This is a genomic window from Hippea maritima DSM 10411, from assembly GCF_000194135.1.
GTDB lineage: Bacteria > Campylobacterota_A > Desulfurellia > Desulfurellales > Hippeaceae > Hippea > Hippea maritima.
Genome location: NC_015318.1, coordinates 752,459 through 770,375 on the forward strand (window position 1 = coordinate 752,459; position 17,917 = coordinate 770,375).

The following is a 17,917-nucleotide window of genomic DNA, read 5'->3' on the forward strand; positions in this document are numbered from 1 at the left end:
CCCTTGTGTTATCTAATTTTGTAAAGAAAGATTTAGTTTTGCAAAGGAGGTGTTGATATGGGTGAATATAACAATAAACCAAATAGCGAGATAGATATGGAAAACGGTGAAATACTTTATGATGATGGCAAACATAAGTTTATTTGGCTTGGATGGGGTAGGCTAGAAACTGGATTAATTCAAACCAATCAATACCTTATAATTGATGGCAATAAGGGTGTGCTTTTAGATCCAGGTGGCATACATATTTTCCCCAAGGTTGTTGCCAATGTTACCAAATACATAGATTTAGATGATATAGATGTTATATTTTTCTCTCATCAAGACCCTGATGTCAGTTCAGGCATACCGATGTGGCTTTCTGTTACGAATGCAAATGTCTATATCTCTGATTTGTGGGTTAGATTTCTTCCTCATTTTGGTATAACGGATTTTAGCAGGATAAAAGGAATCCCAGACGGTGGTCAGAGGTTAGGGGATCTTGAAGTGATTCCGGCACACTTTATGCACTCACCTGGCAATCACATAGTATTTGACTCAAAATCAAAAATACTATTCAATGCCGATATAGGTGCCGCTGTATTTAATGAAGGTGGTGAATATCTATTTGTAGATAAAGATAACTTTAATGCCCATACTGCATTAATGGAAGGGTTCCATAAACGTTACATAGCTTCATCAAATGCGTGTCGTTATTATGTAAATAAAGTGAGATCTCTATCACCTAAGATGATAGCCCCACAGCATGGTGGCGTATTTAGGGATGAGGCAGTGGAAATGTTTTTAAATTGGTTAGGAAACCTTAAATGCGGTACAGATATAATAGATGAATTGAGTAGGTGAGAGATATGGCAGTAAAGAATAATATGAAATCAATGAATGCCATAAGAAAGCTTTCAAGGGGTGTTGTAAAGAGCTCCTTTGTATCAACTGCCACCGTAGAAAGTTTTAAAATTATATCTAACAGTGTAGAGTATTTAGAAGATCAGATGAAAACATTTTCTGCCTCTCTTGAGGAAATGGAAGGTAACCTTAAGGGTATGGCGAATAATGTATCAAAGATAAACTCAGACTTTGAGGAGTTTAATCTAAATATAAACTCTATCTCGGACAAGATTACAGAAAGAAATGATGAAATAGAGGGAAGAAAGTCGGAGATAGACGATTTTGTAAATGGTATAAAGAGTCTAACCACCGTTACCGAGGATATAAATAAAGCTGCAGGCAGTATATCTGATATTGCAAAGCAAACTAACTTATTGGCATTAAATGCTGCAATCGAGGCAGCAAGAGTCGGCGAAAAAGGCAAGGGTTTTGCCGTTGTAGCTGATGAGATAAAGAAACTTGCAAACAAGACAGATAGCATAACAAACAATATTCAGGAAATTTTATACGAGTTTAACTACAAACTAACAAGCACTGTAGAAAGGGTTGAATCGGTTAAAGAATTCTTAGATCAATTAAGAGGGGATTTTAATGAATTTGCAGAGACTTTTATCAAAATTAATGAGAGTTCAAATGAAATAGCAGAATCGCTAAATGAGAATAGCTTAGCTATAAATGAGCATGCAGAGGTTATAGATGATTTGACCAATAGGATAGTTAAAATATACGAGTTATTGAGTAGCATTATTAAAATAATTAACACACTTCAAGATGTAAACTTAAAGATAGAACAACTTGTTAAGCTTTAGATGGAGGGGAAATGAAGGTAGCAATAGTCGCTGGTAGTAAAAGTGATGAAGAGATAATGAATGCAGCCAGAGAGGTGCTTGATGAATTTGGTGTAACCCATAAAGAGTTTATTGCGTCTGCTCATCGTTCACCTAATCTCACAAAAGAGGTAGCTCAGATTATAGAAGATGAGTTTGATGTTGCGATAGTTATTGCCGGCCTTTCTGCTGCCTTGCCTGGTGTTATTGCAGCCTATACCAACAAACCCGTTTTGGGCGTTCCTGTAGCAAGTGATCTTATGGGGCTTGATGCGTTGTTTTCTATAGCACAGATGCCGCGGGGAATTCCAGTTGCTACCTTTGGTATAGGCAAAAAGGGTGCAAAAAATGCCGCCTTATTTGCCATAAGGATTTTATCACTAAAAAACCCTACTTTGCTTGAAAGATTAAAAGATAAGGCTCGCAGCGAGGAGGAAGAGCTAAGAAAACTCAATGATATGTGATGTAGAGATAAATTCCGCTTTCTACGGTAATCATCAAGTTTTAGAGGATATACGTTTTAACCTAAATAAGGGCGATATATTGGCTATTGTTGGAGAATCGGGAACGGGTAAAACTACACTTGCAAGGATAATAAGCGGGCTATATCGATTTTATGGTCTTAAGTTTGATGGCAAGGTTGATATAGATGGCAAAATTGATGTAGTGCCGCAAAATATAACCGATTCTTTAGACCCTCTTTTTAGTATAGAATCTCAACTAAGAGAGATAAAAGACGACCTTGACAGCATAAAGAAGATTTTAGCTAAGGTGGGTTTTGTTGACGTTGAGAGAATTCTAAAATCATACCCACATAACCTAAGTGGAGGTATGAAACAGAGGGTTTTGATAGCTATGGCTTTACTTAATGCCGATATAGTTATGGCGGATGAATTTACATCAGCTTTAGATACTATAACAAAACTAAAAATAGTAGAATTGTTAAAAAAGTTGAATGAAAATGAGAATATAACCATCATTTTCATTACGCACGATATGGAGCTGTTGGAGTTTGATGGCGATATAATAGTCATGTTTGGTGGCAGAATAGTTGAGAAAGGAAAAATTCTTGATGTAAAATCTAATCCACTGCATCCCTATACAAGATTTTTGATAAATGCAACGCCCAGACTAAATATGCACTATTCAAAAGACAGATTTAATCAGATAGAGATAGATAAGGATGCAGCGTGTCCATTTATAAAGACTTGCAGTAAAGCAAAAGAGATTTGCAGAAATAAAAAGCCACCACTTAAAGAAGTTAAAGGTAGGTTTGTAAGATGTCATTTTTAAATGACAAAAAGCTATTTTTCTTTGTTTTGGTATTAGGATTTGTGATGTTGGCTGGATTTAAACTTGTAAATGACAGTGAAGTTATAGGACTTAAACACCCAGAAAGTGTGTGTTTTTATAAAAATTACCTATACGTGTCCAATATAGGCTCATCTCCTACAAGCCCTAACAAAGATGGCTTTATTACAAAGTTAGACAGATATGGAAATATTTTAGAGTATGAATTCATAGACGATCTTAAGGCTCCAAAGGGGATTTTTGCTTATAACGATAAACTTTATATTGCAGATTTAACAAGATTGTGCATTTATGATTTCAAAGCAAAGGGTTTGGTATGTTATCCTGTAGAGGGTGCTAAATTTCTAAACGATGTATATGTGGTTGACGGTGAGGCTTATATAACAGATACAGTTAAAAATTGCATATTCAGGATTGACAGAAATGGTAAAAGCAGCGTGTTTTTTAGCTGGGATTATGATTTTGAGCCAAACGGTATAGTATTTTTGAAAGAAAATAAAGCATTTATTGTTGTATCCTTTGTTAAGCCTTTGCTTGATGAGATATCCTTTGATGGAAGATTTATAAAAAGCTTTAAGTTAAGAGGATTAACAGGATTTGATGGTATTTCTATAGACAATGGAGGTGTTTTTATTTCAGACTATAAAACCGGAAAAGTTATAAAGACAGACATCTCGTTTAAGCATTACCAGATAGTTAAAGATTTTCATACTCCAGCAGCCGATATTATTACTGTTGGAAATAGAATCTTTGCCCCCTTACTTGAAGATAATAAATTGTATATAGGTCGTATAAAATGAGTTTTTCTTTTGAATTAATAGCAGAAGATAAGCAGGCTAGAGCTGGTACAATTGATTTGGGTCATACCAAGGTAGAAACGCCTATATTTATGCCTGTTGGGACTAATGCATCGGTTAAGGCCATCTTGCCTTGTATGTTGAAGGCAGTTGGTGCTCAAATTGTGCTTTCAAACACCTATCATCTTTATTTAAGACCAGGTATCGAAACAATAGAGAAACTTAGTGGCCTGCATAGATTTATGGGATGGAAGAGGGGGATTTTGACCGATAGCGGTGGTTTTCAGGTTTTTAGCTTAAGTGATCTCAGAAATATAAACCCAGAGGGTGTTTATTTTAAATCCCACATAGATGGCTCAAACCATTTTTTTAGCCCTGAATATGTGGTTGAATTACAATATAGATGGGGCAGCGATATAGCGATGGTGTTAGATGAGTGCCCACCTTATACGATGGATAAGTCTTATGTGAAAAAATCTTTAGACATTACGATAAATTGGGCGAAGCGTTCTATAAGGGCAAGAAGAGAACATACGGTCAATGCACTATTTGGTATTGTCCAGGGCGGTGTGTTTGATGATTTAAGGAAAGAAGCGGCCATTGCTATGAAAGATTTGGAATTTGATGGTTTTGCCATAGGCGGGCTGAGTGTGGGTGAACCAACTGAGGATATGTATAGGGTTGTGCCTATTGTTAATGAGTTTTTGCCCAAGAATAAGCCCAGGTATGCTATGGGTATAGGAAGGCCTGAGAATATAATAGAGCTTATAGGCATGGGTGTCGATATGTTTGACTGCGTTATGCCAACAAGAAATGCAAGAAACGGCACGCTATTTACCAGATTTGGTGTTGTTAACATAAAAAGACAGCAGTATAGGGATGATGATAGACCTATTGAGGAGGGTTGTGGGTGTTATACATGCAGGAATTTCTCCCGGGGCTATTTAAGGCATCTGCATAAGGCCAAAGAGCTTTCGTTTTATACACTTGCAAGTATTCACAATCTTTATTATTACATTAACCTTGTAAAATCTGCACGTAAAGCTATACTAAACGGAAGGTTTAGAAGCTTTAAGGATGAGTTTTACGCTTTGATGAAAGAGGGAGAGGCCGATGAATGAGTTTATAGAGAAACTAAAAGAGACCTTTGGCGATAGGCTGATAAGTGTGGGCAGACATAACATAGGTGTGACATCTTTTTTAAATAAAAACGGCGTGTTTGTTGTTTTGGATAAAGTTTCTGCTGATGATTTGTTCAAGATAAAAAGCATTTACACCAAATACAAGAAACAGTTTTCGACCCCACTTGTAGTGGATAAAGAATTTTTCAGAAGGTCTGCTGATGTGTTTTGCATGGAGATGCTTGAGCTTAAAGAGAATGGAGAGGTTGTATATGGAGAAAATCTCATAAGTAATATTGAGGTTGAAGATGAGGATTTAAGGAGACAGATAGAGTATGAACTAAGAAGCAAGCTGTTGATATTGAAGGGCGCTTTTATTGACTTGCCTCTGGATAGAAAGGTTGTGGACGACATAGCCTACCGTTCTATGTATAACTTTTTACTTATCTTAAGAAACCTTTTAAGATTAAGGGGTAAGCTTATTAATGATGCGACATTGATCGAGGAATTTGAGAAGGAATTTAACATAAAACTTGATGCATTTAAAGCTTTAAGGGACACACCAAAGATACCGTTTGATAAATTGTTAAAGATATTCAAAAAATACATAGAAGAGGTTGATGGACTTGTCAAGATTGCCGATAAGGTACTGGATTAACGTTGTTGCATTCATAATGCTTTTGGGTATACCATCGTTTGCTTACGATATACCAAAGCCTGTTGGGTATGTTAACGATTTTGCATCGGTTTTAACCGCTCAAACAAAGCATAAGCTTGAAGCTGTCTTAAGAGAGCTTGAGCAAAAAACTGGCGTTGAGTTTGCTATTGTTACGATAAGGAAATTGGACGATGGCGATATATTTGATTATTCGGTTGAGTTGTTTGAAAAATGGGGCATTGGTAAGAAGGGTAAGGACAACGGTCTTTTATTTTTGGTTGATATCGGAGATAGAAAACTCAGGATAAATACAGGATACGGGCTCGAAGGCATCCTCCCAGATGGTCTTTTGGGTAGAATCAGGGATAGATACATAATCCCCTATTTTAAAAAGGGTGAATACAACAAGGGTATTCTTAATGGCACTATGGCTATTGTTGGTGTCATAGCCAAAGCTTACAATGTTAAAATTACCGGTTATGCAAAACCGAAAAAGGCAAAGGGCAGTTATATTAGTTTAGTTGACATAATCTTAATTTTGGCTTTATTATTCTTTGTGTCTCCCTATCTATTTCCTTTGTTTATTGGCGGTATTTTTGGGGGGTATAGAAGTGATTGGGATTCAGGTATGGGCTCAGGCTTTGGTGGTGGCTTAGGTGGTGGATTTGGTGGTGGTTCAACAGGTGGGGGAGGCGTCGGTGGTAGTTGGTAAAAAATGTGGAGGTGGTTATAAATGAAAGGTGTACTTGGAGTAATTGTATTTTTATTGTTTTTGGTTATAGCAGCGGGTATGTACTACTATTCCACCTACAATAAGCTAATAAAACTTAAAGAAAGCGTGGATGCTGCATGGAGTGATGTAGATGTTCAGCTTAAAAGAAGAGCTGATCTAATCCCGAATCTTGTCAACACAGTTAAGGGGTATGCACAACATGAGAAAGAAATATTTGAATATGTAGCAAAGGCAAGGGCAAATCTTCTGAATGCAAAGACACCAAGAGATGAAATCAGAGCAAGCAATCAGCTTGAGGGTGCTATTGGAAGGTTATTACTTATAGTTGAAAAGTATCCCGAGCTAAAAGCAAATGAGGAGTTTACACGTTTAATGGACAATTTAGAAGGCACAGAGAACAGAATAGCTGTGGCAAGAAAACGTTACAACGATGCAGTTAGAGTGTATAATACTACAATAAAATCATTCCCGAAGAGTATAATAGCCTCTAAGATGGGTTTTAAACCTGCAGTTTACTTCAGGGTGGAAAATCCAAAAGAAAAGGAGGTTCCAAAAGTCAACTTTGGTAATACTACAGGATTGGTTTTTGGGGTTTTGGTATATGCGTAAAGTAGTATTGATATTAGCATTAGTACTACTTTTCATACAGCAAGCCAATGCTAAATATTACCACTACACATTAAAAAACGGCCTAAATGTTTATATAGAAGAGAAACACGATTTTCCCATAGTTAATGTGACTGTGTTATATAGGGTTGGCTGTGTTGATGAGTATAACTCTATAACGGGTATCTCTCATATGCTTGAGCATATGAATTTTCGCGGCTCAAGGCATTTTAAAGATGGATACATAGATGAGTTAACATCTCAATTCGGCGGTATAGATAATGCCCAAACGTCGTTTGATTATACGCTCTATTTTTGCACAATTTCAAAAAATGCCCTTGGAAAGGTTTTAGCTTTCTATGCCGATAATATGGAAAATCTACTACTTAAAAACGATAGATTTTTAAAAGAAAGAAGTGTTGTTTATCAAGAGAGGCTCTGGAGGGTAGACAACTCAGCGGATGGCTTTTTGTATTACACACTCCATAATATAGCCTATAAGGCCTCACCTTACAGGTGGACTCCTATTGGATTTGCCTACGATATTAGGCACTATACAATAGAACAGCTAAAGGAGTATTACAAGCAATACTATGCGCCGAATAATGCTGTTTTGGTTATATCGGGGGATATTGATAAAGATAGGGTTTTAGGGCTTGTTAAAAAGCTTTTTGGGCTACATAAAAGTAAGGGAATTGTAAGACATATAACAAAAGAGCCTTTGCAGCTTGGAAGGCGTATAGCTTACATAAAAAAAACCTCTCAATTTAAAAAGCTTGCTATGGGTTTTAAAATACCTCCGATAAGCAGTAAAGATACGGTGGTGCTTGACCTTATAAGTTACATGCTGTTTGATGGAAAAACGGCTTTGGCTTATAATGATTTGGTTAGAAAAAAGGGTTTGCTTGTTGATATAGACGGTGGCAATGAGGGTAGGGTTTATGATGTTGGTTTGTTTGAGATATTTGCAGATTTAGCAAAGAAAACTAGTTTTGAAAAAGCCAGAAATGCCATATTTAAAGAGCTTAATAAATTGAAAATGGGTAAGTTTAGTGATGATATGCTCAATCTTGCAAAACAGAAAGCAAAAATGGATTATTATTTATCAAAGGAGACCTTAAGGGGTAAAAATAGGATGTTTGCATTCTATGCTGCTTTTGACTTGCTTGATTATTATAGGAATTACTTAAATCTTATAAATAAAGTAACAAAAAAGGATATTATGCGAGTGTCCAAAGAATATTTAAGCCAAGAGAAGGAAAGCGATGTATTTTTAATTCCTGAAAAGGGTAAAAAGATACAACCCATTACCTCATTTAGAGGTGGTTTGAGATGAAAAGTTTAATTACACTTTTTTTGGTTTTTATTGTAGCTTTTAATGCCTATGGGGTTGAGCTTAATAAAGGCAAGCTTTCCAATGGTCTTCCTTATATAACGGTTAAAACCTCTAATATGCCCATCATAAGTCTGGTTATAAAAGTTAAAGCGGGTAGTTTCTTTGATGAAACTAACAGATTCGGTCAGGCTAAGCTTGTGGCAGCTTCCCTTGAAAGCTGCGATACGCGGCATTTAAGCTCGGAGAAACTAAGAGAGCTTTTTGATAAATATGGCATAGATAGCTATGTTTCTGTTTCAAAAGGGTATATCACCATATCTGCTACCACACTTAGAGATAACATGAATAAAATGTTCTACCTTATAAGTGAGATTCTAAAAACCAGATTTGATAAGAAGAATTTTTCTATTGTTAAAAGAGAAACGATAGATGCGTACAAATCTTTACAGAACAATAAGGATTATTTGGCTATACACTCAGCCTTTGTAAACCTAATTGCTCAGCCTGAATATTCCCATAGCAGTATAGGAACACTCAACGGTCTAAAGGGTACAACCAACCGCGATGCTAAGAGATTTTTTGAAAAATATTTTAGAGCAAATAATATGGTTTTGGTTTTGTCTGGAGATGTTTTTGGTGATTTAAAGCTTAAGAAAGAGCTGAGTAGATGGTTTTCTTTTATAAAACCAATGGATAATAAAGCCAGGTTTGACGAGCCTGTGTTTAGATATGGCTTGCATGTATCCGATATAATAAAACCTCAGACAAGACAGAGCTATATATATTTTACCTTTCCTTCTTTTGACTACCCCTCAAAAAATTTCTATGCTGCAGAGATTTTGGCCTATATCTTGGGTGGTAAATTAAACGCGTTTATTACAAAGGATATAAGGACAAAGCACGGTTATGCTTACTCGGTTTTTGCCTTTAATTACAAGCTTCCAAAAAAAAGTGTTTTTGTTATAGGCCTTCAGACACAGAATGAGTTTACCTTAAATGCTATAAATAGAGTTTTAGAGGATATAAAATCCTATGATAAGTATATAAGTGAAGACAGGCTTAAAATGGCTAAGGAGTACTTGATTGGCTCAAGGCTCATAGGTCTACAGACGCCTCAAAGTGTGGCTTCTCAAATTGCTCAGGGTTATATGCTTGGGGTAGAGGAGCCTATTTGGGTTTTTGATAAAAAGAATATAGAAAAAGTCAGCTTGCAAGATTTGAAATTTGTTGCAAGAAGGTTATTTTCGGATACTGTTTCTATTGGCATCGTATCTTCAAAAAACATCAGAAAAGATGTATTGAAGTTAGCTAAAAAGTATGGATATAGATAGGCTTATAGATAGATTTTTATTTAGCCTAAAGGTTAGAGGTTTTTCTGATAACACAATATCAAGTTATGCTAATGACCTTAGTCTTGTAAGTAATTTTTTTAAAGATAAGATGTTGGATGATAATGGGGTTGGCAATTTTGTTTTGTGGCTTTCTCAGAAGAATTATAAACCCTCCAGTTTTAACAGAAAACTATCCAGTTTCCGTTCATTTCTTAAATTCTTAACCAAAGAAGGCCTATGTAACATAGATGTATCTTCAATAAAAAACAAGAAATACTCAAGAAAGGTGCCCAGGTATATCCCATTTGAAACCATAAAAAAGGTGATGGAGGATAAAAAAACTGGTCTTTTTGTTGAACTTATCTATTCTTCAGGACTCAGGGTTAGCGAGTTGGTGAATTTAAGGGTATCCGACATTATATTTGATGCTGGCTTTATCAGAGTTAGAGGAAAGGGTTCAAAGGAAAGACTTGTGCCGGTTGGCAATGGCACACTAAAGAGGTTGAAATCCTATATTGAAAATGCAAGAAAAAATATAAAAAACTCATCCAATAACGATTATCTGTTTTTGTCCAGTTGGGGTAGGCCATTCAGTAGGCAGGGCCTTTGGAAATTGATAAAGAGGAGTTTTAAAAAAGAGGGTATAGATGTTCACCCCCATATGCTAAGGCATATGTTCGCAACGCATATGATAGAAAATGGGGCAAATATAAGAGCGGTTCAGGAGATGTTAGGCCATAGAAGCATAACTACAACTCAAATTTACACAGATATTACAGATAAGGCTGTTGAGGATGTATTTCATAATCTTGAGATATTGAAATGAAAATTTCAAGTGTAGTTGTAGCTGCTGGAAGCGGCAGGAGGTTTGGTTCTAAAAAACAGTTTGAGCAGCTAAATGGAAAACTGGTTATTGACTATAGCATTGAGATTTTAAGAGAATTTGGAGAGGTTGTTATTGTTGGTAGAGATGAAGATTTAGATTTCTTATCAAAACGTTTTAATCTTGCTAAGGTTACAAGTGGCGGTAGGGAGAGGATGCACTCTGTTTTTAATGGGGTTTTAGCATCAGAAGGAGATTTCGTTCTAATTCACGATGCAGCAAGACCTCTAATAGATAAAGATATGGTCAGCAGACTTGTGGATGCAGTTAAGGGATTTGATGCTGCAATCGTGGCAATTAAGGCTTATGAGACATTAAAGCTTTCCAATAACGGTTTTAGTGTTAATACATTGGATAGGGATAAGATTTATATATCTCAAACACCTCAAGCATTTAGAAGGGTCAAATTGCTTAAAGCACTTGAGTTTGCTATTAACTCCAATGATATTTTCACGGATGAGGCTGCCTTGTGGGAGAAGTTTTACGGTAGGGTTAAAATAGTTGAAGGCTCAAGGAAAAATATTAAAATAACCACTAAGGAAGACTTAAGGTTGGCTGAATGTCTTTTAGGATAGGTTTTGGTTTTGATGTGCATAGGTTGGTAAAAGGTAGACCCTTGATATTAGGCGGGGTTAACATAGAATATGATTATGGATTGTTAGGGCACTCAGATGCCGATTGTTTAACTCATGCCATATGTGATGCTCTTATTGGTGCCTTGGGTGCAGGGGATATAGGTGAGTTGTTTCCTGATAACGACCCTCAATACAAAGATATAAAGAGCTTGTTTTTCTTGCAGAGAATAAGGGAGATTATTGATGAGGCAGGGTTTGAGATAGGTAATATTGATGCTACAGTTGTTATGCAGAGACCAAAGCTTAAACAGTACAAAAAAGCTATGACTTCCAATATAGCAAAAGCTTTAAAAATAGACGAGAGTCTGATTAATATAAAGGCGACCACAACAGAGCTTTTAGGCTTTGAAGGAAGGGGGGAAGGTGTAAGCTCATATGCAGTTGCTATGTTGAGGGGGAAAAATGAGCGGATTTGGTAAGATATTTTTGATATTGGGTGTTATTTTTATTATTGTAGGGGTTTTGTTTAGCTACTTACCAAATATTACCAAGATACCTTTTGGTAGGCTCCCTGGAGATATCGTTATAAAAAAGGATAATTTTACTTTTTACTTTCCCCTTGCAAGCAGTATCATTTTAAGTATAATCCTAACGGTCATATTTTATTTTCTGGGAAAACTTAAGTAAGGAGGGTGTATGTTTTCTTTAGTTCCCGAAGCATTTGCGGCAGGTTCAGCTGCTCAGCCCAGCATGTGGGCACAAATAATACCACTAATCTTGATTGTTGTGGTATTTTATGTGTTTCTTATACTACCTCAGCAGAAGCAGAGAAAAAAGCATCAGGAGTTTATAAATTCATTAAAGAGAGGAGATAAGATAATCACATCAAGCGGCATATACGGCACTATAACAAAGGTTAATGAAGACAACTTTGTGATAGAAATAGCCGATGGGGTTCAAATAAAGATAAGCAAGAATAGTGTAGTCTCAAAACAGTAAGGAAGGATTAAAATGAAGACCTCCATATGGATAAAATTAACAATTATTATAGTTGTTGTAGCCGTTTTTGGGGCATACACGCTCCCTACACTTATAGGTAAAAAAAGTGCAAAAGATTTTTCATCTATGTTTAGTAATATATTGCCTACAGATACCATAAACCTAGGATTGGACTTAAAGGGTGGCATGCATCTTGTTTTAGGCGTAGATACTGATAAAGCTGTCTATGTTGTATTATCAAGGGCTGCGGATAACCTACAGCAGCAATTAACCAACGCAAGGATAGCTGCAGACAGTGTAGTTCCATCATTAAAGGATTATAAAATCACTATCCACCTGGTTGACACTCACGACTTGGATAAAGCTATTAATTTGATAATTAGTAATTTTCCAAACTATGCTGTTATCTCTGATTCTAACCCTATAGTAATTCAGCTTAAAAAAGATGTAGTGGCAAAGATTAAAGAAAGGGCTATAGAACAGGCTATCAGCGTTATAAGGAATAGAGTAAATCAGTTTGGTGTTACAGAGCCTACCGTTGTTAGAGCCGGAGGCGATCATATAGTTGTTGATTTACCAGGTATAAAGAATGCAAATAGGGCTGTTAGGTTGCTTGGTGAGACGGCAAGGCTTGAGCTTCATCTGGTTGATGATAAAGTTAGTGTTGCAGATGCTTTAAATGGAGAGCTACCTGCGGATGATGAGATACTTTATCAGATACAGAGGGATCCTACCACAGGTGAGGATACGAAGGTTCCATTTGTTGTAAAAAAAGAGCCTGTGATCACGGGAGATATGATAACAAATGCTACTGTTAGATTTGGCGGAACTATGAATCAGCCCTACGTAGCTTTTGAGTTGAATTCTGAGGGTGCCAAGATATTTGCCAACTTTACAGCAACCCATATAGGAAAAAGGCTTGCGATTGTTTTGGATAATTTAATTTATTCTGCTCCGGTTATTCAGAGTAGAATCGGTGGCGGAAGAGGACAGATTACTGGTAATTTTACACTTGAGGAGGCACACGATTTAGCTTTGGTTCTAAGAAGTGGTTCATTGCCTGCGCCGGTTAAGGTTCTTCAAAAGGTAACCATAGGTCCATCTTTAGGTAAGATTTCCATAGAGAAGGGTAAAAAGGCCATGATATTCGGTGCTCTGGCCGTTATCCTGTTTATGATTTTTTATTACAAGCTTTCTGGTCTTTTGGCTGATTTGGCTTTAATTCTCAATATTATCATAATCTTTGGCACTATGGTTATGCTCCATGCGACACTTACATTGCCAGGAATTGCAGGTATTGCATTGACCGTTGGTATGGCGGTAGATGCCAATGTTTTGATTTATGAGAGAATTCGAGAGGAACTGCTCATTGGCAGGAGTATACATGATGCAGTTAATACTGGTTATGCGAGGGCATTTATTACCATTTTAGATGCCAATATTACAACGCTTATTATAGCTTTGATATTGTATCAATTTGGTAGTGGCCCAGTTAAGGGATTTGCCATTACTATGGCTATAGGCCTTTTGGCTAACATGTTTACTGCTATTACATTCACTAAAACAATTTTCGATATTGTGTTGGATAGGTTCAAGCCTTCCAAGTTAAGTATTTGATACGGGGTGAGATATGATTCAATTTATAAAACCCGGAATTTTGATTGATTTTGTATCAAAGTTCAAGGTTGCAATCGCCATATCATTGATCTTGATAGTTATTGGAATGGGTCATTTGATATGGAAAGGACCTAAGCTGGGTATAGAATTTAAGGGCGGTACATCTATTCAACTTGAATTTGAAAAACCCGTGAATGTCGTTGATTTGAGGGGCGCTATAAAGAATTCAAGGTTTTTTGCAGATTCAAGAATTCAGAGCATTGGGGGAAGTAGTAAGAGGTATATAGTCTATACAAAGGTATCCACTAGCTCGACCACAGAATCTATTGAAAGTAAATTAAAATCTTTACTTGATGCGAAATTTAAAGGTTCCTATAAGATATTAGAAGTTGATATGGTGGGCCCAAAAGTAGGAAAAGAATTTAGAGACAAAGGTTTAATAGCTATAGCTCTTTCTTTGATTGCTATACTTGTGTACATAAGCATAAGATTTCAATACAGATTTGCTGTGGGTGCCATTCTTGCACTTCTACACGATGTTTTGATAACGGTAGGATTTTTATCTATTTTTGGATATGAATTTACATTGGATGTTGTTGCTGCAATACTAACAATCGTTGGTTATTCGGTAAACGATACTATAGTTATATTTGACAGGATTAGAGAAAAGGTGAAAACAAACAGAAATTTGTCAAATGTTGAAGCAATAAACAGAGGTGTAAGTGAAACTCTTTCAAGGACAATTCTTACGGCAGGTACAACCTTGTTTGTTGTGTTATCCTTGTATCTATTTGGTGGTCATGCCTTAAAAGGTATGTCTTTTGCACTTCTTGTGGGTATAATTTCTGGAACATATTCATCTATCTTTATAGCTTCACCTGTTTTGTTGATGTTTAAGGGTGCTTTAATTCCACAAAAGAAAGAGGTTGATTCAACTGATAAATTTAAGCAAAAAGTAGAATTTGACATGAAAATGTAAGGGGTGGGTTTTATATAGAAACCTTACTTGAGCGTTTTGTGGCCCTCTTTAAAGACAAAAAGAGGGCCTATCGTATAATCCTTCACATAACATCACAATATAAGTTGCTAAGTGAGTTCAAATCTGCGTTGCCTAATTTATACTCCGTTATGGTTAATTGCCCCGATAGGGATGCTGCTTTTTCTTATTTTTCTGATTTTTTGGCTAATTCTACGGCAAAGTCTACCATATTTGAACTTATAATGTCATTTAAGGTAGTAGGAGAAATATTATTTGGCATATTCTGTCAGTCAAATACTCTTTCTGTTTTTCTAATAAATAACCCAGAATATATTTTCTGGTTAATAGAAAACGATACATTGGCTTTAAAGAAATCAAAAGAAATTTATTTAGCAGAGGCCAAAGAATTTATTTTATCAGCCACAACAATTGATAGAATGGAATATCTTTTGAGGCACTACAGAAAGAGAGAGTACCTGCGTATAGCTACCCGTGAAATTGTTAATGCATGCAGCTTTGAAGAGATAATGGAGGAGTTGAGTAATTTAGCCGATGCATTAGCAGAGATTGCTATAATTTTAGCTTATAAAAAACTCAAAAAAAACTACAAAAAAGATGGATTTTGCATTATGGGGCTTGGAAAATTAGGCAATAAGGAACTTAATTTTTCATCGGATATAGACCTCCTATTTGTTCATAATGGTGATGCTGAATTCTTTAACAGGCTTGCTTCTTTGGTTGTTTCTATCTTAAATCAAAACAAAGAAGGCGGTTTTGTGTATAGGGTGGATGTTAGGCTAAGACCCGGTGGCAATGCTTATCCGCTTTCTATGAGCGTGGATGAATATGAAACCTATTATGAGACCTTTGGTCAGCCGTGGGAGAGGCTTGCGCTTGTTAAAGTTAGACCCATAGCTGGAGATTTTGCTCTTGGTGAGAGGTTTTTGAAAGCTATTGAGCCATTTGTTTACAAAAAATCGATTGATGTTGAATACATTGAAGAGATAAGAAGACTTTTGTTTAAGATAAAAAAGTATTCGCCAAAAAAGGAAATTCATTTAGTTGACCCTAAAAAACAGGATATAAAAAAGGGTGAAGGTGGCATAAGAGAAATAGAGTTTATTGTCAACTACTTCCAGCTCATATATGCGGGTAAGATCAAGGAACTCAGGCATATATCCACAGTTGATGGTTTGGCTATGTTGGGTTCTTTAGGTTTGCTTGAAAATGTAGAATTTTTAAAAGAGGCGTATATATTTTTAAGAAGAATTGAGCATAAAATACAATTATTAGAGGAACAACAAAAACAAACACTTCCATCAAGTAGAGAGGGGTTAGAAAAACTTGCTCTTAAGCTGGGCTATAAGTTGGATGAGTTTTTGGATAAATACAACGAAATCACCGATAGAGTCCATATTTTGTTTAGGAAAATATTTATTGAAGATAAATCCCTTCCAGTTTTGTCCTCACCAGAGGATATAGAGGCTTATTTATATGAGTTTGGCTTTAGTCTAAGTGAAGCTGAAAGGGTTTCGAATATTATAGTTAGTGCTGTTAAAAAGTTTTTGGCAAGTGATATTAAACCTTTTACGATAAATGAATTATTTTATGAGGCGTTTAATTTAAGCAAAGATATAAAAAGGTTTGAAAATGTGGTTGTTGGATTTGATAAGATAAATCCATCTTATACAGCATCGATCTTTTCTAATAGAAGCCTCTTTAAGCTTTTTGTAAAGCTTTTGAGTATAGATTATGCGGATAAATTTGTATCTAATCCATTTTTATTGGATGTTTTACTTGCTCCTTCTGAGCTAAAAATAGAAGATGTTTCAAAAAAGGAGAAGGAAAGGCTTGAGTTTGAAATTGCATTGAGAATTTTGAGTGGCTCATTTAAACATAGTGATTTTGGCGTGGTTAGTGAGCTGGCGCGTAGATTTATAAAACAGGTAGTTGAAGTTTACGATGATAATCACTCACTATGTGTTATTGCCTATGGAAAACTTGCCACAGATGAGCTATTTGTTGGTAGTGATTTGGATTTGGTTTTCGCATCAAAAGAGGATGCCTGGCAGCAGGAGGGAAAGGTCGTAAAGATTATAAAAGAGCTAAAAAAGCTCTATGATGTTGATTTAAGACTTAGACCTTTTGGTGATAAAGGTTCATTGGTGGTTGATGTTGATTATTTAAAAAGGTATTTTTCAAAGGATGCTCAAGAATGGGAAAAGCAAGCAGCCCAGAAATCAAGGATAGTTTATTGCGGATTTGAAAAGGGTATAGTTGAGGAAATTTATCGGGAGTTTGTTTTAAAGAATCCGCCTGATAAAAAATCTATTTATGAGATGTTTAATAGGATTGAAAAGAATAAGGGGAGCGGAGTGGATCTGAAAAGCTCATGGGGTGGATTGACCAATATAGAGTTTTTGACTCAGGCTATATGTTTTGAAAATGAATGCATTGAACTGGGCATGAACACTCCGCAATTGATTGATAAAATAACCAGACTTGGGTTTTTTGATTTAAAGGAGGTCAAAGAGATCTATTTTTATCTATTCAAGGTATTAAATACACTGAGATTAGCTGGCTTTTCATCCAAGCTGGATGAAAATAACGCAAAAATTATTGAGTTTTTGTTAGATGAGAGCAATGTGATTGGCAAGGTTAGGAGTTTTATGAATATAATAAAACAGAAGAGCCAGGAATATTTTAAATGATACTGCTTGCAAGTAGATCTAAAGCAAGAAGGAAGCTTATAAAAAAATGTAAGCCTAATGCCGTTTTTGGAGTTTCTGAAATCGATGAGACAAGACTTGATGGTGAATCTGTTGAAGATTACGTTTTCAGGTTGAGTTATCTTAAGGCTCTAATGCTTTATAAAAAAGGATTAACCGTAATAGGTGCGGATACTGTTATAGTTCTTGATGGTGAGGTATTTGGAAAACCTAAAGATAGAAATGAAGCTTTTTGGATGCTAAAAAGCCTATCTGGTAAACTCCATGAGTGTTTCAGCGGTGTTAGTGTTATATCGGATAGCTACTCTGTAAGCTTTTTTGAGAGGGCTTTGATTAAAGTTGACAGACTAAGTGATACCGACATCGAGATGTACTTAGAAACAGGTGAATATAAAGGCAGGGCGGCTGGTTATGCTATACAAGGTAGGGCCTCAAGCTTTATGAGGGTGATAGAAGGCGATAAAACTACTGTTATAGGGCTTCCTATGAAAAGGCTTTGCAGGGTTTTAAAATCGAGTGTATAATGGGCA

At 36.0% G+C, this 17,917-nt stretch carries 20 protein-coding genes; all 20 read left to right on the top strand.

Annotated features, from left to right (window positions below):
• Positions 1 to 96 precede the first annotated feature (96 nt).
• The 20 genes from HIPMA_RS03895 (at position 97) to HIPMA_RS03990 (ending at position 17,911) form a co-directional block, all read left to right on the top strand.
• The gene (locus HIPMA_RS03895) at positions 97 to 843 is read left to right on the top strand and encodes an oxygen-binding di-iron domain-containing protein (RefSeq protein WP_041324320.1); all 747 of its coding nucleotides are present in this window, start codon (positions 97 to 99) and stop codon (positions 841 to 843) included.
• 5 nt (positions 844 to 848) lie between these two features.
• The gene (locus tag HIPMA_RS03900; protein ID WP_013681769.1) at positions 849 to 1,694 is read left to right on the top strand and encodes a methyl-accepting chemotaxis protein; all 846 of its coding nucleotides are present in this window, start codon (positions 849 to 851) and stop codon (positions 1,692 to 1,694) included.
• Between the two features lie 11 nt (positions 1,695 to 1,705).
• Positions 1,706 to 2,176 carry a 5-(carboxyamino)imidazole ribonucleotide mutase gene (purE, locus tag HIPMA_RS03905; protein WP_013681770.1) on the top strand — a complete coding sequence of 157 codons (471 nt, stop codon included), beginning with the start codon at positions 1,706 to 1,708 and terminating at the stop codon, positions 2,174 to 2,176.
• Positions 2,166 to 3,005, top strand: coding sequence for an oligopeptide/dipeptide ABC transporter ATP-binding protein (locus HIPMA_RS03910; RefSeq protein ID WP_013681771.1), 840 nt, complete (start codon positions 2,166 to 2,168; stop codon positions 3,003 to 3,005). Before purE ends, HIPMA_RS03910 begins: the two co-directional genes overlap by 11 nt.
• Entirely contained in the window at positions 2,993 to 3,823 is an 831-nt protein-coding gene (locus tag HIPMA_RS03915) for an LVIVD repeat-containing protein (RefSeq protein WP_013681772.1), read from the top strand. Before HIPMA_RS03910 ends, HIPMA_RS03915 begins: the two co-directional genes overlap by 13 nt.
• On the top strand, positions 3,820 to 4,941 hold the full coding sequence (gene tgt, locus HIPMA_RS03920; RefSeq protein WP_013681773.1) for a tRNA guanosine(34) transglycosylase Tgt: 1,122 nt from the start codon (positions 3,820 to 3,822) through the stop codon (positions 4,939 to 4,941). Before HIPMA_RS03915 ends, tgt begins: the two co-directional genes overlap by 4 nt.
• Entirely contained in the window at positions 4,934 to 5,599 is a 666-nt protein-coding gene (locus HIPMA_RS03925) for a hypothetical protein (protein ID WP_013681774.1), read from the top strand. Before tgt ends, HIPMA_RS03925 begins: the two co-directional genes overlap by 8 nt.
• Entirely contained in the window at positions 5,562 to 6,311 is a 750-nt protein-coding gene (locus HIPMA_RS03930; RefSeq protein WP_013681775.1) for a TPM domain-containing protein, read from the top strand. The genes HIPMA_RS03925 and HIPMA_RS03930 overlap by 38 nt, the downstream gene beginning before the upstream one ends.
• Positions 6,312 to 6,332: 21 nt before the next feature.
• Positions 6,333 to 6,941 carry a LemA family protein gene (locus HIPMA_RS03935; protein WP_013681776.1) on the top strand — a complete coding sequence of 203 codons (609 nt, stop codon included), beginning with the start codon at positions 6,333 to 6,335 and terminating at the stop codon, positions 6,939 to 6,941.
• Entirely contained in the window at positions 6,934 to 8,274 is a 1,341-nt protein-coding gene (locus HIPMA_RS03940) for a M16 family metallopeptidase (protein WP_013681777.1), read from the top strand. The genes HIPMA_RS03935 and HIPMA_RS03940 overlap by 8 nt, the downstream gene beginning before the upstream one ends.
• Positions 8,271 to 9,605: a M16 family metallopeptidase gene (locus HIPMA_RS03945; RefSeq protein WP_013681778.1), complete on the top strand. Its 1,335-nt coding sequence runs from the start codon at positions 8,271 to 8,273 to the stop codon at positions 9,603 to 9,605. The genes HIPMA_RS03940 and HIPMA_RS03945 overlap by 4 nt, the downstream gene beginning before the upstream one ends.
• A complete protein-coding gene (gene xerA, locus HIPMA_RS03950) occupies positions 9,592 to 10,431 on the top strand; it encodes a site-specific tyrosine recombinase/integron integrase (protein ID WP_013681779.1) in 840 nt (279 codons plus the stop codon). The genes HIPMA_RS03945 and xerA overlap by 14 nt, the downstream gene beginning before the upstream one ends.
• On the top strand, positions 10,428 to 11,063 hold the full coding sequence (ispD, locus tag HIPMA_RS03955) for a 2-C-methyl-D-erythritol 4-phosphate cytidylyltransferase (protein WP_013681780.1): 636 nt from the start codon (positions 10,428 to 10,430) through the stop codon (positions 11,061 to 11,063). Before xerA ends, ispD begins: the two co-directional genes overlap by 4 nt.
• The gene (ispF, locus tag HIPMA_RS03960; protein WP_013681781.1) at positions 11,048 to 11,542 is read left to right on the top strand and encodes a 2-C-methyl-D-erythritol 2,4-cyclodiphosphate synthase; all 495 of its coding nucleotides are present in this window, start codon (positions 11,048 to 11,050) and stop codon (positions 11,540 to 11,542) included. The genes ispD and ispF overlap by 16 nt, the downstream gene beginning before the upstream one ends.
• Complete coding sequence (locus HIPMA_RS03965; RefSeq protein WP_013681782.1) at positions 11,526 to 11,750, top strand: DUF2905 domain-containing protein; 225 nt, start codon at positions 11,526 to 11,528, stop codon at positions 11,748 to 11,750. Before ispF ends, HIPMA_RS03965 begins: the two co-directional genes overlap by 17 nt.
• Before the next feature lie 9 nt (positions 11,751 to 11,759).
• Complete coding sequence (gene yajC / locus HIPMA_RS03970) at positions 11,760 to 12,062, top strand: preprotein translocase subunit YajC (RefSeq protein WP_013681783.1); 303 nt, start codon at positions 11,760 to 11,762, stop codon at positions 12,060 to 12,062.
• A 12-nt stretch (positions 12,063 to 12,074) separates the two neighbouring features.
• Complete coding sequence (gene secD / locus HIPMA_RS03975; RefSeq protein WP_013681784.1) at positions 12,075 to 13,679, top strand: protein translocase subunit SecD; 1,605 nt, start codon at positions 12,075 to 12,077, stop codon at positions 13,677 to 13,679.
• Positions 13,680 to 13,692: 13 nt separating this feature from the next.
• Entirely contained in the window at positions 13,693 to 14,658 is a 966-nt protein-coding gene (gene secF, locus HIPMA_RS03980) for a protein translocase subunit SecF (RefSeq protein WP_013681785.1), read from the top strand.
• A gap of 149 nt (positions 14,659 to 14,807) precedes the next feature.
• The gene (locus HIPMA_RS03985) at positions 14,808 to 17,369 is read left to right on the top strand and encodes a [protein-PII] uridylyltransferase family protein (protein ID WP_148226559.1); all 2,562 of its coding nucleotides are present in this window, start codon (positions 14,808 to 14,810) and stop codon (positions 17,367 to 17,369) included.
• Entirely contained in the window at positions 17,366 to 17,911 is a 546-nt protein-coding gene (locus HIPMA_RS03990; protein ID WP_013681787.1) for a Maf family protein, read from the top strand. Before HIPMA_RS03985 ends, HIPMA_RS03990 begins: the two co-directional genes overlap by 4 nt.
• Positions 17,912 to 17,917: the final 6 nt, after the last annotated feature.

Excerpts from the sequence above, each read along its gene's own strand:
- ispD (WP_013681780.1), top strand. The coding sequence starts at position 10,428 with ATGAAAATTTCAAGTGTAGTTGTAGCTGCTGGAAGCGGCAGGAGGTTT.
- secD (WP_013681784.1), top strand. The coding sequence starts at position 12,075 with ATGAAGACCTCCATATGGATAAAATTAACAATTATTATAGTTGTTGTA.
- HIPMA_RS03965 (WP_013681782.1), top strand. The coding sequence starts at position 11,526 with ATGAGCGGATTTGGTAAGATATTTTTGATATTGGGTGTTATTTTTATT.
- HIPMA_RS03940 (WP_013681777.1), top strand. The coding sequence starts at position 6,934 with ATGCGTAAAGTAGTATTGATATTAGCATTAGTACTACTTTTCATACAG.
- HIPMA_RS03915 (WP_013681772.1), top strand. The coding sequence starts at position 2,993 with ATGTCATTTTTAAATGACAAAAAGCTATTTTTCTTTGTTTTGGTATTA.
- yajC (WP_013681783.1), top strand. The coding sequence starts at position 11,760 with ATGTTTTCTTTAGTTCCCGAAGCATTTGCGGCAGGTTCAGCTGCTCAG.
- HIPMA_RS03990 (WP_013681787.1), top strand. The coding sequence starts at position 17,366 with ATGATACTGCTTGCAAGTAGATCTAAAGCAAGAAGGAAGCTTATAAAA.
- HIPMA_RS03925 (WP_013681774.1), top strand. The coding sequence starts at position 4,934 with ATGAATGAGTTTATAGAGAAACTAAAAGAGACCTTTGGCGATAGGCTG.
- HIPMA_RS03985 (WP_148226559.1), top strand. The coding sequence starts at position 14,808 with ATGGTTAATTGCCCCGATAGGGATGCTGCTTTTTCTTATTTTTCTGAT.
- HIPMA_RS03895 (WP_041324320.1), top strand. The coding sequence starts at position 97 with ATGGAAAACGGTGAAATACTTTATGATGATGGCAAACATAAGTTTATT.
- purE (WP_013681770.1), top strand. The coding sequence starts at position 1,706 with ATGAAGGTAGCAATAGTCGCTGGTAGTAAAAGTGATGAAGAGATAATG.
- HIPMA_RS03945 (WP_013681778.1), top strand. The coding sequence starts at position 8,271 with ATGAAAAGTTTAATTACACTTTTTTTGGTTTTTATTGTAGCTTTTAAT.
- HIPMA_RS03935 (WP_013681776.1), top strand. The coding sequence starts at position 6,333 with ATGAAAGGTGTACTTGGAGTAATTGTATTTTTATTGTTTTTGGTTATA.
- HIPMA_RS03930 (WP_013681775.1), top strand. The coding sequence starts at position 5,562 with ATGGACTTGTCAAGATTGCCGATAAGGTACTGGATTAACGTTGTTGCA.
- HIPMA_RS03900 (WP_013681769.1), top strand. The coding sequence starts at position 849 with ATGGCAGTAAAGAATAATATGAAATCAATGAATGCCATAAGAAAGCTT.
- xerA (WP_013681779.1), top strand. The coding sequence starts at position 9,592 with ATGGATATAGATAGGCTTATAGATAGATTTTTATTTAGCCTAAAGGTT.
- ispF (WP_013681781.1), top strand. The coding sequence starts at position 11,048 with ATGTCTTTTAGGATAGGTTTTGGTTTTGATGTGCATAGGTTGGTAAAA.
- HIPMA_RS03910 (WP_013681771.1), top strand. The coding sequence starts at position 2,166 with ATGATATGTGATGTAGAGATAAATTCCGCTTTCTACGGTAATCATCAA.
- tgt (WP_013681773.1), top strand. The coding sequence starts at position 3,820 with ATGAGTTTTTCTTTTGAATTAATAGCAGAAGATAAGCAGGCTAGAGCT.
- secF (WP_013681785.1), top strand. The coding sequence starts at position 13,693 with ATGATTCAATTTATAAAACCCGGAATTTTGATTGATTTTGTATCAAAG.